The 16,256-nt window shown below is 39.9% G+C and carries 17 protein-coding genes and 1 other annotated feature; of the genes, 2 read left to right on the plus strand and 15 right to left on the minus strand.

Going from position 1 to position 16,256, the window contains the following annotated elements; all coding sequences use genetic code 11:
* Positions 1–5: 5 nt before the first annotated feature.
* From priA to ACFSR0_RS11465, 6 genes are all read right to left on the minus strand, one after another.
* On the minus strand, positions 6–2,411 hold the full coding sequence (priA, locus tag ACFSR0_RS11440) for a primosomal protein N' (RefSeq protein WP_379982834.1): 2,406 nt from the start codon (positions 2,409–2,411) through the stop codon (positions 6–8).
* A 150-nt stretch (positions 2,412–2,561) separates the two neighbouring features.
* Entirely contained in the window at positions 2,562–2,867 is a 306-nt protein-coding gene (rpoZ, locus tag ACFSR0_RS11445) for a DNA-directed RNA polymerase subunit omega (RefSeq protein ID WP_379982836.1), read from the minus strand.
* A gap of 4 nt (positions 2,868–2,871) precedes the next feature.
* Positions 2,872–3,486, minus strand: a complete 615-nt coding sequence (gene gmk / locus ACFSR0_RS11450; protein WP_379982838.1) for a guanylate kinase — start codon at positions 3,484–3,486, stop codon at positions 2,872–2,874.
* 137 nt (positions 3,487–3,623) lie between these two features.
* Positions 3,624–4,505, minus strand: coding sequence for a YicC/YloC family endoribonuclease (locus ACFSR0_RS11455; RefSeq protein WP_379982840.1), 882 nt, complete (start codon positions 4,503–4,505; stop codon positions 3,624–3,626).
* Positions 4,506–4,518: 13 nt separating this feature from the next.
* On the minus strand, positions 4,519–4,737 hold the full coding sequence (locus tag ACFSR0_RS11460) for a YdbC family protein (RefSeq protein WP_379982842.1): 219 nt from the start codon (positions 4,735–4,737) through the stop codon (positions 4,519–4,521).
* A gap of 43 nt (positions 4,738–4,780) precedes the next feature.
* Positions 4,781–5,494, minus strand: coding sequence for a class A sortase (locus tag ACFSR0_RS11465; protein WP_379982844.1), 714 nt, complete (start codon positions 5,492–5,494; stop codon positions 4,781–4,783).
* A 167-nt stretch (positions 5,495–5,661) separates the two neighbouring features.
* On the opposite strand from ACFSR0_RS11465, the gene ACFSR0_RS11470 reads away from it, so the two are divergent.
* Positions 5,662–6,423, plus strand: coding sequence for a hypothetical protein (locus ACFSR0_RS11470; protein ID WP_379982846.1), 762 nt, complete (start codon positions 5,662–5,664; stop codon positions 6,421–6,423).
* Between the two features lie 45 nt (positions 6,424–6,468).
* Here the strand turns inward: ACFSR0_RS11470 and ACFSR0_RS11475 are convergent, their stop codons facing one another.
* From ACFSR0_RS11475 to ACFSR0_RS11500, 6 genes are all read right to left on the minus strand, one after another.
* A complete protein-coding gene (locus tag ACFSR0_RS11475) occupies positions 6,469–7,485 on the minus strand; it encodes a serine hydrolase (protein ID WP_379982848.1) in 1,017 nt (338 codons plus the stop codon).
* Positions 7,486–7,519: 34 nt separating this feature from the next.
* Positions 7,520–8,077, minus strand: a complete 558-nt coding sequence (locus ACFSR0_RS11480) for a DNA-3-methyladenine glycosylase I (protein WP_379982850.1) — start codon at positions 8,075–8,077, stop codon at positions 7,520–7,522.
* Positions 8,078–8,220: 143 nt separating this feature from the next.
* On the minus strand, positions 8,221–9,546 hold the full coding sequence (locus ACFSR0_RS11485; RefSeq protein ID WP_379982852.1) for an FAD-binding oxidoreductase: 1,326 nt from the start codon (positions 9,544–9,546) through the stop codon (positions 8,221–8,223).
* A gap of 15 nt (positions 9,547–9,561) precedes the next feature.
* Positions 9,562–10,221, minus strand: a complete 660-nt coding sequence (locus ACFSR0_RS11490) for a methionine ABC transporter permease (RefSeq protein WP_379982854.1) — start codon at positions 10,219–10,221, stop codon at positions 9,562–9,564.
* A gap of 3 nt (positions 10,222–10,224) precedes the next feature.
* A complete protein-coding gene (locus ACFSR0_RS11495) occupies positions 10,225–11,256 on the minus strand; it encodes a methionine ABC transporter ATP-binding protein (RefSeq protein WP_379982856.1) in 1,032 nt (343 codons plus the stop codon).
* A gap of 2 nt (positions 11,257–11,258) precedes the next feature.
* Entirely contained in the window at positions 11,259–12,113 is an 855-nt protein-coding gene (locus ACFSR0_RS11500) for a MetQ/NlpA family ABC transporter substrate-binding protein (protein ID WP_379982858.1), read from the minus strand.
* 63 nt (positions 12,114–12,176) lie between these two features.
* Positions 12,177–12,424 (minus strand) — a binding site (T-box leader).
* A gap of 195 nt (positions 12,425–12,619) precedes the next feature.
* Here ACFSR0_RS11500 and ACFSR0_RS11505 point away from each other — a divergent pair.
* Positions 12,620–13,027: a hypothetical protein gene (locus tag ACFSR0_RS11505; protein WP_379982860.1), complete on the plus strand. Its 408-nt coding sequence runs from the start codon at positions 12,620–12,622 to the stop codon at positions 13,025–13,027.
* Between the two features lie 24 nt (positions 13,028–13,051).
* On the opposite strand, the gene ACFSR0_RS11510 is transcribed toward ACFSR0_RS11505, so the two are convergent.
* The 3 genes from ACFSR0_RS11510 to ACFSR0_RS11520 all read right to left on the minus strand — a co-directional run bounded on the left by ACFSR0_RS11510 (position 13,052) and on the right by ACFSR0_RS11520 (position 16,155).
* The gene (locus ACFSR0_RS11510) at positions 13,052–14,746 is read right to left on the minus strand and encodes an oleate hydratase (protein ID WP_379982862.1); all 1,695 of its coding nucleotides are present in this window, start codon (positions 14,744–14,746) and stop codon (positions 13,052–13,054) included.
* Between the two features lie 37 nt (positions 14,747–14,783).
* Positions 14,784–14,915, minus strand: coding sequence for a methanol dehydrogenase (locus tag ACFSR0_RS11515; RefSeq protein ID WP_379982864.1), 132 nt, complete (start codon positions 14,913–14,915; stop codon positions 14,784–14,786).
* Positions 14,916–15,174: 259 nt separating this feature from the next.
* Positions 15,175–16,155 (minus strand): ribose-phosphate diphosphokinase, encoded by a 981-nt coding sequence (locus ACFSR0_RS11520; RefSeq protein ID WP_379982866.1) that lies wholly within the window; start codon positions 16,153–16,155, stop codon positions 15,175–15,177.
* Positions 16,156–16,256 lie beyond the last annotated feature (101 nt).

The raw sequence follows: 16,256 nt of genomic DNA on the forward strand, positions 1-16,256 counted from the left end.
CCTTTTTAAATGAACGAGAGTGGTTCTTTATCAATCGAAAGAAACAGACCGTTTCTTTGGTCCATTTGGCTACGTTCGAGTAACTCTGTCAAATAGTTCGCCAATTGAGGCTCTCGCTTGTATTTGATAATAATTTGATAATAATACCGATTTTTTATGCGCATAATAGCATGCGGTGTTGGTCCCAAGATTTTGGCCTGCGAGCTCAACACGTGTTCAATTTCTCGGTAAACTTGAAACATTTTGCGTGCAGCTGGCTCTTCTTGTTCATGACTGGCTATTATTTTTACAGTGAAATAATACGGTGGGTAATCACTTTGGTGGCGAATCTGCATTTCCTCTTGATAGAATGCTTCATAATTCTGTTGTTTGGCTAACACAATCGCATGATGCTCAGGGTTAAATGTCTGGATAATCACTTCCCCGTGCTTCTGTGCTCTTCCTGCTCGCCCACTTACCTGCGTGAGTAATTGGAAGGTTCGCTCACTTGCTCGAAAATCAGGTAAATTCAAAGAAGTGTCCGCATTTAATACACCAACTAACGTAATATCTGGAAAATCAAGTCCCTTGGCAATCATTTGGGTTCCTAATAGAATTGAGGCTTTTTTTTCCGAAAAGGCCCGCAAAATTCGTTCGTGGGCACCTTTTTTACGAGTGGTATCCACATCCATCCGCAAGACATTCGCCTCAGGAAATAACTGAGTCAGCTCTTCTTCAACTTTTTGGGTTCCTGTGCCGTAATAGCGAATCTTTTCGCTACCACAACTAGGACAGTGATGAGGAATCCGTTCCTCATGACCACAATAGTGACAACGCATGGTTTTAGTATCCATATGTAGCGTCAAAGAAATGTCGCAATTCGGACAAGGAAGAACAAAGCCACAATCCCGGCACATTACGAAGGAAGAATATCCTCTACGATTGAGCATCAATACTACCTGCTCTTCTTTATTCAAGCGATCTTGAATCTTTTCTTGAAGAATCCGTGAAAAAGTCGTTGTCTCTTTGCGAACAATTTCTTGTTTCATATCAATAATTTCGACACTAGGTAAGAGTGCATCTGGATTTCCACGCTTGGTTAAATGTAAAAATTGATACACCCCTTTTTGGGCGCGAGCCCTCGATTCAAGAGACGGTGTCGCACTTCCTAAAACGACAGGACACTGGTGATAGTTGCTTCGCCAGATTGCCAAATCTCTTGCATGATAGCGGGGGGTTTCTTCTTGCTTATAACTGGACTCATGTTCTTCATCAACCACAATTAATCCGATATTTTCTAAAGGAGCAAATACGGCTGAGCGGGCACCTACTACAACCTGTGCTTCGTTTCGCTCAATTTTGCGCCATTCATCATATTTTTCTCCTTGGGATAGACCACTATGCAAAACAGCAACAGCTTCCCCAAATCGTCCCTTAAATCGTTCTACCATTTGAGGGGTCAATGCGATTTCTGGCACGAGCATCATTGCCGTTTTGCCATGTTCAAGAACATTGGCAATGGCTTGCAAATAGACTTCGGTTTTTCCACTCCCAGTTATTCCTTCAAGTAAGAACGTTTGGCTCTGATTCGCGTCAGCAAGTGCTTGTACTGCAGCAGCTTGTTCGTCATTTAACTGTAAGGGTGTTGTTTTTGCAAATGTCTGTGCCGCATAGGGATCTCGATAAACTTCTTCTGCCTCCAGCCGCAACCAGCCATCCATTGCTGCTTGATTGATGACTGTTCGCGATAATCCTTCATCCAAATATTCTTGAAGGGTTCTCTTAGGAAATTGTGTTAATCGTTCAAGCAATTGAACTTTCCGCTTTGCTCCCTTACGAATCATTTGTGCAAACATCGGATAATTTTCACTCGTAACACAGGAATAGATCATTTTTACTGTCTGCACTCGGTTTTGCTTTTTAACCAAATAGCGGATATCAATCGTTCCTGCCATCCGCAATTGTTGAATCAAAGCTACGCCCATAACGTTGACTGCTTCTTCGTAGGGAACCACCGTATCGCTACCGAAAAAAGACTGCCACTCTTTTGGCAAGGACTCCGGAAGTAATAGTTGTATTTGCTTGGCATACTTTGCCTTTAAAACGCTTGGTAACATAGTTTGTAAACAAGTAATTTTAAAAGAATAGGTTTCTTCCTTCATATAATCCGCCAACGCCAATAATTCCTGATTTAAAACAGGAGCTAAATCAAGAGGGTGAATCAAGTACTTCAATTCCTGCTGAGGGAATTGCTCTTGTTCATCAGTGACAGCAATCACAAATCCTTGAATATGGCGATTTCCTTTACCAAAAGGAACCTCTACCCGCATTCCCGGCTTGATTACTGACAGCATCTCCTCTGGAATCAGATAAGAAAATGGTTGATCGGTTTGCATCGTTGGTACATCGACAATAACTTGTGCAATAGTCATTTTCTTATCCTCCTTCGCGTTTACTCGCAGCTTCATTTTACTAAAAAATCATTGATTTGTCTGTACCATTCCAATAATGGCTTGTTCAGCTAGTGTTCTTCTCAAAAAAAAGAATGGACAGAGTATCATTCCTGCACTCTGCCCCCAATATTATAGTTTTTGTTCTTGCTTGATTCGTTTCTCTAAATCTTTTTGCTCTTGTTCCATTTGTGCTTTTTTCTCTTCAGCTTCTAACTTCAAACGTGCGCGCTTGACTTCTGGATGGGGATCAATCACGACCGTTTCTGCATCAATTTCTTCTAATGCTTTCCCAACACTTTTTACAGAATCAAACTTTTCCAAAGTTGGCTGTGCACCAGCATCTAACTCATGGGCCCGTTTACTAGCTAGGATGACTAATGAATATTTTGAGTTCACTTGGTTTAAAAGTGAATCAATTGAAGGTTTTAACATCATTGTACTACAACTCCTCTAACATTTTTCGATACTTTCCAATTACTCGCTCCACACGGAAATGTTCCGCTTCAATAATTTCTTTCACACGCTTGACTGCTTTAGGGACTTCATCATTCACTACCGCATAATCATACAGTGCCATCATTTCAATTTCTTCGCGCGCTACTCGCATTCGCTCGTCAATCACGTCAATCGCATCTGTTCCACGACCAACAATCCTTGAGCGCAACTCACTTAAATCTGGTGGCGTGAGAAAAATAAACACCCCATCGGGCACTTTTTCTTTCACTTGACGTGCACCTTGCACTTCAATTTCAAGAAAAACATCCTTCCCTTGATCCAATGTTTGTTGGACATAAGACAATGGCGTGCCATAGTAGTTTCCAACATATTCGGCATACTCTAGCATTTCACCAGCCGCAATCAATGCTTCAAATTCTTCCCGTGTTCGAAAATAATAATCAATGCCTTCTGTTTCGCCCACACGCATCTTGCGAGTTGTCATCGAAATCGAATAGTGAAAATCATTGTCTGCACTATCAAAAATGGCTTTTCTAACCGTACCTTTTCCCACTCCTGATGGTCCAGACAAAACAATTAATAATCCTCGTTCAGTCATAACGACGTCCTCTCATCCAAAAAAATCTACTTAACGTCTATTTTGCACTTTTTTCTCGCAAGTTTCAAGACTAACTTGGAAATAGCAAATAAAAATAACACAAACTGTCCTAAACAATCAGATTAATAGGTAAGCTTCTATTCTACATTCTGAACTTGTTCGCGCATCTTTTCAAGGATGGTTTTTAGTTGAACGACTTCATTTTTGATTTCAATCACAGCTGATTTTGATCCAATTGTATTTACTTCACGATTCATTTCTTGAATGAGAAAATCCAACTCTCGTCCAACAGGCTCTGTTTTTGCTAACAATTGATCCAACTTTAACAAATGTACGGTCAGACGATCGAGCTCTTCATGAATATCGCCTCGTTCAATGAGTAAGGCAATTTCTGTTAACAATCTCGCTTCATCTGCTTCTTGGTCTAAGCGCTCAATGATTTTTTTGGTCAAGCGTTCTTGATATTCTTGCTCATACGTTTGATAAAAACCACGCAACTGTTCGAGAGTGCTTGCTAATGCAGCTTTTTGCTCTTGCATGATTTTTTTCAAAAGCAATCCCTCTTGCTGACGACTAGCCGCAACTGCCAGCAAAGCTTCGTCAAAAGTGGCTAAAACAACTGGCAAAAATTGGTCTTCTTCTATCGGCTGTTCATGCAGCACGAAGAATTGGTCTTGCATGATTAATGATTGAACCAGTGCTTGCTTTGCAATGGGCACACCAAAGCGCCGTTCACTTTCCTGCTCGGCTTCTTCCACGATAGCAGTGATGGTTTCCCAGTCAATCATCACTTCCTTGGCATGCTGTGCTCGCTCCGTAACCGTGATAAACACATCCACTCGACCTCTTGCCAGATGGTTTTTCGTTGCGTTTCTCAGCCTGTGTTCTGCTTCATTGAGAATACGCGGCATCCGAAATTGGATATCCAGAAACCGTTGATTTACTGTTTTTATTTCAATATCGATGGTCACCTGATTCGTTTGTGCTTGAGCTTTCCCAAAACCTGTCATACTTCTCATGATCAAAACTCCATTACATACTGGTTAGTATTTTTTTTAATTCCGCTAATTCTTCATTCGTTAGTGTCAGGCCCTTGCCCATTTTTTCATGATTTGGCGCCCAATCCCGTAAATCAAATTTAGGTGGTCGGCCATTCCAACTAACCAAATTCAATTCTTTTTGCCAGCCTTGCGCATTGGTTGATAACACGCCAATCTCTTCAACGATTTCGTAATGAAACTCATTTGCCATTTTGCTCACTCCTCACTTCTTTACTATTAGATACGCAAGCAAATCAAAATGTTTTTTGGGTCATCTCAAACGCTTGTAGCATTTCTTTGTTTGCTTCTTTTACAGGAGTAACAGCTGTCAGTTCACCCTGGACAACAATCCGCGTTTCGCCGCTCATTTCTCCACAAGTGATTAAGGTTACTATTTTCTTAGTTGGTATTTCATCCAATACTTCCACTTGCGTTGGCTGAATGCGATCTTTTCTATAAACTTGGTAGGTATAAATTGATTGCAAATCCGTTAAATAAACCACGGCACCTGTCTCTACCTTATCCAAGGGGGTAAAAAGCAAATCTTGTCGATCGGTGCGATGACTCGCCAAAGCATAGTTCCCAATGCCCATTTTTTGAGTAGGGCTGAATGTCCCAGCACCATATAAAAGTGCTTCATTGGAGACTCCCTTAAAAATGGGTAAATTAATTGAAACACTAGGAATCGCTATTCCTCCAATAACAGGTAGCGTTTTGTTTGTTAATTGTGCTTCTAGCACCGCTTGTGTACTAATTGGTTCAACAGCATCAAAATCAAATGACGCTGCTTTTTTTTCATTCTGTTCTATGGTTTTTCTTGAAATTTTCGATAATTCATATTGTGCGGTTCGTTGTGCCATTGCCCACGAACGAATTTGATTATTGAAAATCAAAGCGAGGCCAACAACAAATACTAGTAGTAACAATATATTGACCAACCAATGCCGAAAACGTCCAGGTCGTTTCATTCATTGTCATCCTTTCGTTTCTTTATGATACCATGCTTATGAAAAAAAAGTAAGATTACAAAGATTGCTGAAATTTTGGAATGGTTGTAATCTAATTTTAACGGAAAAAATTCATATTTTGTTGTAAAATATACTAAGGATCGTTTGCGATGAAAGGGAGGAGACGCATGAATCAATCGGTGTATGTCCACATTGATACAACAAGTAATGTCGTGGTAACGCGCGGGATTCAAGCCAAAGATTTTCATTTGGGTGTCGTTCATCCTCCTAAAAATTTGTTGTTGCTTAATCCTGCAACAGAATATGGTGACTATGAAACTCATACTGGCTTGAAAATCATTCGGGGTTCGAATGCCGTTGATCGTTACGCCCAATTGGTCACAAAGGGTCGCATGAATGAAGAGAATAAATGGATTGATTTCACCGATGTCTCCATGCTTAAGGAACTTTCACCTTTGGAGATTTCAGAGTTGCTCTATTTTGGACATATGCGTAACCATCTTCATTCCCCTTTTTTTTATAAATTACAAAATAATTTTGTCTATTTCGATCTACCGCATGATGTGTCTCGTGTCTACTATCGTTATTTGGATGAATTTTATCACATTCTCTCAGGACGCATTAAACGCCTAGCGCTAGAAAAGATAAATGAAAAGCGTTCCTTCTTCAAACGACCGGCTCCCATTGAGAATTTACCAGTAGAAATACTAAAAGACTTGAGAGAACCTATGAAAGAGGGCATGATTTTTTGTTTTCAGCAAATTTTGCAAGATAACACACGAATACGTATCCCTCTTTATTTTGCAGAAGAAGAACTTGCCTCTTCGAATAACGTTTCAAGTGAGATGGTTATCGGCAATCTATGTTACCAATTGACTAGCCGCACATGGTCATTAGAATTAGAAGAAAAGAATTTATTATTCATTTAAAAAACGAGTATCCTCTACTAATAATAGTGAAGCATGCTCGTTTTTTTATTTCGATAGAACCGCATTGGTTTTGGCAGTTAATTTTTCAATCAACGCTTGTCCATCGGCAAATGTGGGATTGTTTTTCGTTAGCACAGCAATAAGATAGGATTCCTTCCCCGCTTTATCTAAATCAAATTTTCCAATACTATTCACAATCCAACCATCTTCATCTTGTAACCAACCATTTTTCAAATACACATTCGCTGCACCTTGACTAATCCCCCAGACTTGACTGTCTGTGACAGTATTCATTAATGTTTGCAAATAAGTCTGGCTATTGGTTGTTAAATAATCAGATGGCTCAAATATTGCGGATAGTAACTTTAATTGATCCTCGGCAGTTGTCTGAGTATACCCCCAAGCATCAGTATCTACAGTTGTATTTGTCATTGCTAACGCTTGATAAATTGCGGAAAGACTACTGTATCCACCCAAATCATTAGTCAAGAGGGTCGTTGCCGCATCATTATCACTTTCTTCAATCATGGCTGTTAGAAGATCAGCTTGTGTGCTAGAGAGTGTAACTTGAGCCATTGCATTGTTATGTAAGAGTTCTGCAGCAATGCTTACTTTCACAATGCTAGCAGTAGCAAAAGTCGATTGCGTAGTTGTGTAGGAAACTACTTGACCATCATTTTGCAAAATAGCAATGGCAAATTCACCGCTATCTTTTTGGTCGACTGATTGCCAAGCAGTTCGTAATTCGCGCTTTATTTCTGAATGGTTCGTATGAACGTTCTTCTTGTCATTGGTCGCATTGGTCTTATTTGACACGGTTTCTTTATTGGTGATTAACCCGGATAGTGTTGTCGAAAAGACGGTCGTATCTTTCACTACAATCCCGATAGACACAAGAACAAGCACAAACAACCAGAGCCAGCGTATCCGTTTTTTGTTCGTTTTCTTTTTCCAAAAAATAAAGCTGCCAACCACTATAACTAGTATGATGGGAATCAGCCAAAGGTTTGTATCCCCGTTTGTAAAAAGAGCAGTTCGTACTATGCTTCCTATCCTACTCAACACTGAATCCCTCCTTTTCTTTGATAAATTGTTGTTAGGTTCGTTGTTTCAAGTGACAGTTATCCTCATGATCGTTCACTAATCCAATTGCTTGCATAAAAGCATAGACCGTCTTAGAACCTACAAATTGAAACCCGCGTGCTTTTAGATTACGACTAATCTCTTGTGATAGTGCCGTTTCACTTGGAACATCTGCAGGCGTGACAATAGCATGTACAATGGGCTGTTGGTCCACAAAAGACCAAATGTATTGATCAAACGTTCCATACTCCGCTTGAATGACTAACAAACATTGGGCATTATGAATAATAGCCTCAATTTTTTTACGATAGCGAATCACCGCTGGATTTTGCATGAGTTCTTCCACATCTGTAGGTTGCATGTCAGCAACTTTTTGAATAGACCAATCAAAAAAGCCACTCGTCAACGCTGCCCGTTTTTTGAGGACAATTGCCCAACTCAAGCCAGCTTGAAAAATTTCAAGCGACAAAGCCTCAAACAATTTTTGATCTTCGTGTACTGGTCGTCCCCATTCAAGATTGTGGTAACTTTGCATTGTCTCTGAGACTTTTGCCCATTCACAGCATTCCATTTTCATGCTCCTTCTTTTTTTTATCATTGAAAGGATACCAAACAATCCCTTATAAGTTTAATGAAATGCTTTTTTCCTTAAATAAACCATAAAAAAGAAGGACTAATGAAACTAGTCCTTCGAAAAGTTGTATTTTTTTGCGATTAATCAAAAATTTTGCCTGGATTCAAACGATTTTGCGGATCCAATGTCTGCTTGATCTGTTGCATCACTTGTAATTTCACTGGATCAATCGCCTCACGAAAATATGGCTTCTTCAATAATCCAATCCCATGTTCAGCGGAAGGAAGCCCTCCTCGTTTCGCAACTTCTTGATAAATTTGATGCAAAACCACGTCCAATCGTTTCTCCCACTCGGCTTGAACGAGTCCTTCTCTCAATAAGCAAATGTGGATATTGCCATCGCCGGCATGACCGAAAAAGACAGCTCGCAAATTGGATTGTAGACACACCACCCTTAAACGCTTAATCGTTGCTGTTATTTTGTTAATTGGGACAACGATATCCAGTGGTTCCTGTTGTGTCACATCTTCAATTCCCGCGCCAATCGCTCCTCTCAAGCGCCAAATACGTAGGCTTTCCTCATTCGTTAACGAACGGAACGACTGCTTCTTCCACGATTCACTTGCTTCGCTCATTTGTTCCAATTGCTGTGTCAGACTTTCTTCATCCGGTCCATCAAGGGTTATCAATAAAAAACACTCACCTTTAATAGCCAAAAACGCTTCTTTGAGAAATTTTTCAGCATATTGTATGGCTTCTCGATCAAAAAATTCCAACGCAGCGGGTTGCAAGGACGACCCTAAAATTTGATAGACAACGGGGGCCAAATCATCCAAATGTTCAAAACCAATTAACACACTGACAGTCACAGCTGGCTTTGGTCGAAGTTTCAAGCCTAGCTCGGTAATCACACCAAGCGTTCCTTCCGAACCAATAAATAAATCTTTCAAATCATAACCAGAACTATCTTTATTGTTTAAACTCCCAACGGTTAATTTCCGGCCATCTGCCAAAAAAACGACCATACTCCGAATATTTTCACGCGTAACTCCATACTTAACAGCACGCATGCCACCTGCATTCGTAGCAGCAGTCCCACCAATTGTGGCTTGCTTAGACCCAGGATCAGGCGCATAGAAGTAAGCGGTAGAGGCTAGGTATGCTTGAATTTCCGCCAATGTTACACCTGCTTGCACTTGCAACGTCAGAGTTTCTTCATCCAATGCTAAAATTTTACGATAGTTTGCAAGTGAGAGGAGCCACTCCCCATTTTGAGGAAACGTTGCGCCAGTTAAACCCGTAGAAGCTCCCACTGTAATAATAGGTTGTTGGGCCTCTGCCGCTTGTAACAAATACTCAGCAATTTCTGTCTCTGTTTCTGGAAAAGCAATTCTATCCGCTTTTCCTTTCTCACCTGTAACCCGGTGTGTAGTATATTTTTCAGGTACAGTCTGTGTAACCTCCATACCAAATCCATCTCCTTATTTCGTAAAATAGCGGGCAACCCAATCGCCTAACCATTGAATAATTTGAACAATGACAATTAAGATGACAATGATAACAACCAGCACCATGGTCTCATAGCGATTGTACCCATACTGGATGGCCAAATCACCAATTCCTCCAGCACCAATCGTTCCAACCATCGCGGAATAACCAAGTAAACTAACGATGGTTAACACTACACCACGAACTAACGAAGGCAAGCTTTCAGGAATAATCACATTGGTAATGATTAACCATGTGGATGCTCCTTGCGCCACGCTTGCTTCCAAAACCCCATGATCAATTTCAGCAAAAGAACTTTCAGCCACCCGAGCAAAAAAAGGAATGGCAGCAATCGAGAGTGCCACTGCTCCCCCCGCGGGTGTATAAGGATCTCCTAAAAGGAACGTTAACAGGGGTATTAACGTCACCAACAATATCAAGAATGGCAATGAACGCAGGGCGTTGACTAAAAAACCCACCGTTTTATGTAACCATTCGTGCTTATAAAATAAAGAATTGTTTGCCAAAAAAAGAATTAGTCCAACAAGTCCACCCAATATGACTCCGATAATCGTTGAAATACCAACCATTTTCACTGTATCCCAGAGTGCTTGTGGTAAGTATTGCTGCAAAATTTCAGTTGTTGATTCCATTATCTATGATTCCTCCTTCACGATGCGCAATGAGGCAACTTTTTCTTGCATAGAGTGAATGGCTTCTTGAACGGCCCCCGGCTCACCTGTCATATAGACCAGTAAAATGCCAATTGCTTGTTCCTTAATGTATTCAATTTTGCCATGAATAATCCCAATCGATACTGGATACTTTTTGGAAATGGTTGAGATCAGTGGGTCTAAAGTGTTAGTTCCTTGGTACCTTAGTTCCACAAGCGTCCCTTTCGAAAGAGAAGCTGTCAATTCAGCAGGAATTGCTAAATCAAAATAGCGCCCAACCAACCGTTTTGTAACGGACTCTTTGGGATTCGCAAACAACTCATAGGTTGTCCCTTCTTCCACTATTCGTCCATTTTCCATGACTGCCATCCGATCAAACAAGCGCCGCGCCACTTCTAGTTCATGCGTGATAAAAACAATCGTAATTCCTAATTCGCGATTTATTTTAGCCAATAATTTTAAGATTTCCTCTGTTGTTTCAACATCTAGCGCACTTGTAGCTTCGTCACAAAGCAAGATTTCAGGATTATTAATGATTGCTCTAGCAATACCCACCCGTTGTTTTTGACCACCTGATAAGTTATTTGGGTAATCATGGTACTTCTCTTCCAAATCAACCAGTTGCAAGACTTCCTTCACACGTGCTTCGCGTTGCTCTTTTGGATAGTTGGCCGCTTTTAATGCAAACATAAGGTTCTGGGCAATCGTCCGATTACTAATCAAATTGAAATGTTGGAAAATCATTCCCACTTTCTTGCGAACCTCTCGAATAGCCGCCCCTTTTAGATCAGTGATATCTTCCCCATCAATCAGTACACGCCCTTCTGTCGGACGTTGCAATAAATTCAACGTTCGAATAAGTGTACTTTTGCCTGCTCCACTCAAGCCAACAATGCCATATATTTCGCCCGCTTCAATGGTTAACTGAACTTCTTGAACGGCTGCAATCGCTTGGTTTTGTTTTTTAAACGTGACAGATACCTTTTGTAGTTCAATTTTTGCTTGATTTCTCATCTTTATTCACTCCAAAATGCTGGTTTATCAAAATCCTTAAAATCTGATTTTGCAATCGCATCTTTAAATTCTTGACTCTCTAATACTTCCTTAACAGCTTTTGCAAAATCTGAATTTTTTTCAGCCGTTTGCACAACGAAAACATTCTTATAATTCTCTTTTAGTTTTTCCAAAGCTAATGCATCTGCCGGATTTAATTTTGCCGCCCATGAGAAGTTTCCCGGAACTAACGCAATCGCTACATTATCCATTGAGCGAACCAATTGCGCTGCATCCAGTGTCTTAAACGTTAAGTTTTTAGGATTGGTTGCAATATCATCGACGGTCGCTTTTGTTTCATCAATGTCGCCTTTCAATGTAATCAAACCATTCGCTGCCAACAATTGTAACGTTCGCGCTAAGTTTGATGCATCATTGGCAATTGCGACAGTTGCACCATCTTGTAATTCATCTAAACTCTTCAGTTTTTTTGAATAAATTCCCATCCCTAAAGTTGGTACTTTTTCAACCACCGACAATTTTAAGTGATTGTCAGAAGCAAATTTTTCTAAATAAGCTGTATGTTGGAACAAATCAGCATCAATTGTGCCACTAGCTAAAGCCTTATTGGGTTGAACATAATCATTAAATAATTTGGTTGTTAGCTTGAAACCTTTTTTCTCTAATAACGGACTAATTACTTTCGTTGCCATATCCCCATAAGGTCCAGGCGCCACACCCACAACTTTGGTGACCACTTTGTCTCCTGAATCATTTTTACTTGAACTATCTGCTTGCTTATTTCCTCCACAAGCTGCCAAACTAACCGTTGCAACAAGCCCCAAGGCAATTGCTCCCAATTTTTTAAACCGTTTCATTCCAAAAACCCCTCTCTTTTTTTCAATAAAAAAAGCCCTCGTCCTTTTCTTCATTCATCTGAAGAAAAGGACGAGAGCATCATGCTTCGTGTGACCACCTTTGTTCGTTAAACTCTTGCAAATTTAACCTCTACCAGTACCAACATACTGTGTTGCGCTAACGAGCAACTGCCGTTGAATGCTTGCATCTACTTGGGCTCACATTCAAATGCTTCAAGACCATCTTCCAATTCTTTCTGTTGTCCTCTTTCACCAAACAAAGACTCTCTTAAAACAGAATCAAATTGTACTCTTCTTTTCACTGCATTTTTTTTATTGATTGTCTGTTAATATAGCGACATTTCAATTATTTGTCAAGAAAAAAAGAAAAAATCTTCAGATAATTATGGAATCATTGTTTTCAAGCGAACACATACTTTCCCCAACCCATATTTTGTGAAAAGATGGTCATTTAGCTTGACCTATGCTACACTTCAACTAGTAAATTTTTTAAGGGAGTCTTATACATGCGTTTTGAAAAACTAGAAGGAATTGTTTATCTTTTCTTTGCTTGCTTTTTATGTTTATCATCTACAATACTTTTGATTCACTATTCTCAACAACACGCTTGGGTAAAACTCTTTTTGCCCATTTTTTTCTTATTATTAGCTTGGACGTTAGCCTTTTATGCCGCATCCCGCTGGTTACGCGTTCGCCAAAAACCAACTTACACAAAAATCTATCGTACTTACTTATTTATGCAATTAGGGACATTTAGCTATTTGACTGGCATTGGCATTTATTTTTCTTTTCACCAAACACCATCACTAGCAATTATGGGCATTGGTATTGGTTGCATCGCCACCCTCTTAACAATCGTTGCACTTTATTTTTTTCAAAAAGACACTAACAAAAAGGCCAATCTACTATCCTAACGAATAGTAGATTGGTCCTTTTTGTTATTGAAACATTTTTTTCGTTGCCCGAGCCAATGTCTTTAAGTCTTTATCGTAACGTGGATTTTCCACTAATTTGCTCATTGGAATTCCTGCAAAGTGGAACGCTGCTATTTCTCCTGATCGCACAGCACTTTGTTCTGTGAAGACCATTTGATAGGGTTGTTCCACAAATTCGCCTGTAAACGCCAAATTGGTCGAATGTTCGGGGATGACTAATGGTCGATCTGCTTTTGCTCGATTGTTAAACAACGCGGAAGCATATGGCATATATACAGGAATATTGTTAATCACGCTGTCCATGATTTCGGCCGTTTTTTCACGAATATTAACCGGACCAGGATCAACTTTTGCCAATTGACCAAGCAATTCTTCCAACATTTCACGTCCAGTCATTTCGATATACGTCTTGTCAACGAATTCGCCTCTACGACGTGGATATAAGAAATACCCCCATATCACAGCTTCATTCGGTTTTTGGGTTGTAAAATGTGGTTGATGGTGCACAACAATGGACATGGTAACATCTTTTTGATTTAGTGGTGTAATTGGTACAGTCGAAACAAATGAATTTAACGCATTGCCGGGTGCTTGAGTTGTAATACGTGAAATTTCATTTAGTAAAAGATGATTTTTCGTCGTTAGTGTAAAACTTACCCACTCACTCGCATCACGATCATCAAAGAATTTATCTGGGTTACCCAAATTATAAAAGCGTTCTGTCGCTTTTTTCCAAAGCCCTGATGCCGCACCATAATCCATATTTTCTGCAGCTGGTGTGTCAAAATCACCCAAAGTAGCAGAGTCAGTAATGGAACCGTTCGTGAAAATAACCGCAGTGTCTTGATCAACAGGAACAAATTCCTCTTCATTGGTATCCGTATGAATCATGTGTAAACCAGTGACAGTAATTTCATCTTGCATCGCAGTATCTTTAAATGCCCAATCAGTGACACGACGGTTCAACACGATGTTACAGCCTTGTTGTTTTAAATACTCGATAAGTGGCAACATAATGCTTTCATATTGGTTATAGCGTGTACGATTGACACCAACCAAATGTTCAATTTGAGTAAACTCATAAATCATTTGATGCATGTATCTGCGTAATTCTTGAGCGGAGCTTTTTGTCCGAAAGGCGAAGGTTGTTTCCCACATAAACCAAAAATTGGATTCAAAAAAGGCAGGATTATCAGAAAAATATTCGGCAATGGTGACATTATCCAATTTTTCTTCTTCAGAATCGGGCATTAATATTAATTTGGTCAAAAGGATGCGGCTCTTATTGTTCAAACCTAAGTGACCACCATCAATGATTCCTCTGCCACCTTCCATTAAACGTGCTTTATCAAAGGTACGGTGTTTGCTATCAAAATCACGTGTATCTTCTGCAGCAGTCATTCCGGGTTCTGTTGTGGAAGGAATGCGGTCAAGTAAATCCATTAAATCTACGTAGGTACGGAAGTTTAACATTCTTCCGCCCCGAGCAATGTAGCCCTTTTGGTTTTCCATAGGATGATTTTTGTTCCAGTATTCATCCGTCACGCTTTCCGTAGGTGCACCATCATTTGAGCCATGATCATCTAACGAATAAAAAGTGATATCTTTTCCTTGCCAGTGACCTTCTTGAATCAAATAAACTGCGGCAGCCATATTCGCCAAACCTGCACCAATCATAATCGCTTTCTTCTTTTGCATCTTTTTTCCTCCTTTAGGAAATAGTACTCAACTTTTTTTACAACGTTGAATCAAATGCATCATACAGATGGGAATCATCTTCTAATAAGCCGGTTTTTTTAGCCAAATACAACGCACCAAAAAGGACGACTCCTAGCCCAACTGTGAGACATGCTGCTTGTTTCTTCATCTGTTTCCACTCCTTTTTTTCTAGACATCTTTGCTACCACCATAGTAACCATTCCCTCATTTTTCTTCAATTATTTTTCTTACTACCTCCCCTTTTTTTAGACACTTTATATAAAGTGTCTAAAAAAAGGGGAGAAAGGGTAAAAAAAGTACTAAGAAAAGGTAAAAAAAACACTAAGAAATCAAGAGCAACACTTTGCAGTTACTCTCAGTTTCTTAGTACTTTCTTTCTATATCGTTGGTTTGACTGTGAATTAAGCTTATCCTTTTAAAGGTGTTTTTGATTCAAACAGTGGACTCACTGGTTTGTTCTCATGAATTCTCTTAATCGCTTCGGCCACCAATTCACCAACACTGACTTCATCAATTTTGGCAATTTTACGGTCTTCTGGTAAGTTGATTGAATCCGTAACAACAAGTCGTTCAATCGCAGAATCCGAAATACGTTGTAAGGCTGGTCCTGATAAAACTGGATGCGTACATGAAGCATAAACAGTTTTGGCTCCTGCTTCTTTTAACGCATTCGCAGCCAGTGTGATTGTACCCGCCGTATCAATAATATCATCAATGATGACACAAACTTTGCCATCTACGTGTCCAATGATATTCATCACTTCCGCAACATTTGCTTTTGGTCGACGTTTGTCAATAATCGCAATTGGTGCTTTTAAAAATTCGGCTAATTTACGTGCACGTGTCACACCACCATGGTCAGGCGAAACAACAACTACATCGTCTCCTTGGATGTGATGTTCTAAAAAGTAATTGGCAATTAATGGTGCACCCATCAAATGATCCACTGGAATATCGAAAAAGCCTTGAATTTGTGCGGCATGAAGATCCAATGTCACCATCCGAGTTGCCCCAGCTTTTTGAATCATATTAGCAACTAACTTAGCTGTAATTGGTTCCCGTGAACGGGCTTTACGGTCTTGACGTGCGTAACCATAATAAGGCATGACCACATTAATCGTTTTGGCACTTGCGCGTTTCAAAGCATCAATCATAATCAATAGTTCCATCAGGTTATCATTGACCGGACTGCTTGTTGATTGAATAATGTAAACATGGGCACCGCGAATACTTTCTTCAATATTCACTTGGATTTCGCCATCGCTGAACTGTTTCACAGAACATTTTCCTAATTCAACACCAACAGCTGCGGCAATTTTTTCAGCTAACGGCCGATTGGAATTCAGGGCAAAAATCTTTAACCTTGGATCAAAATAATGATTTGACATGAGAACCTCCACTTTCTATCTCTTCCACTAGAACGACACATTTTCTAGGAATATCCTACTAACAAATAGTAGACATTTTTTGTGCATAAATCAAGTGCTTT

This window comes from Enterococcus camelliae (genome assembly GCF_042685105.1).
Lineage (GTDB): Bacteria > Bacillota > Bacilli > Lactobacillales > Enterococcaceae > Enterococcus_G > Enterococcus_G camelliae.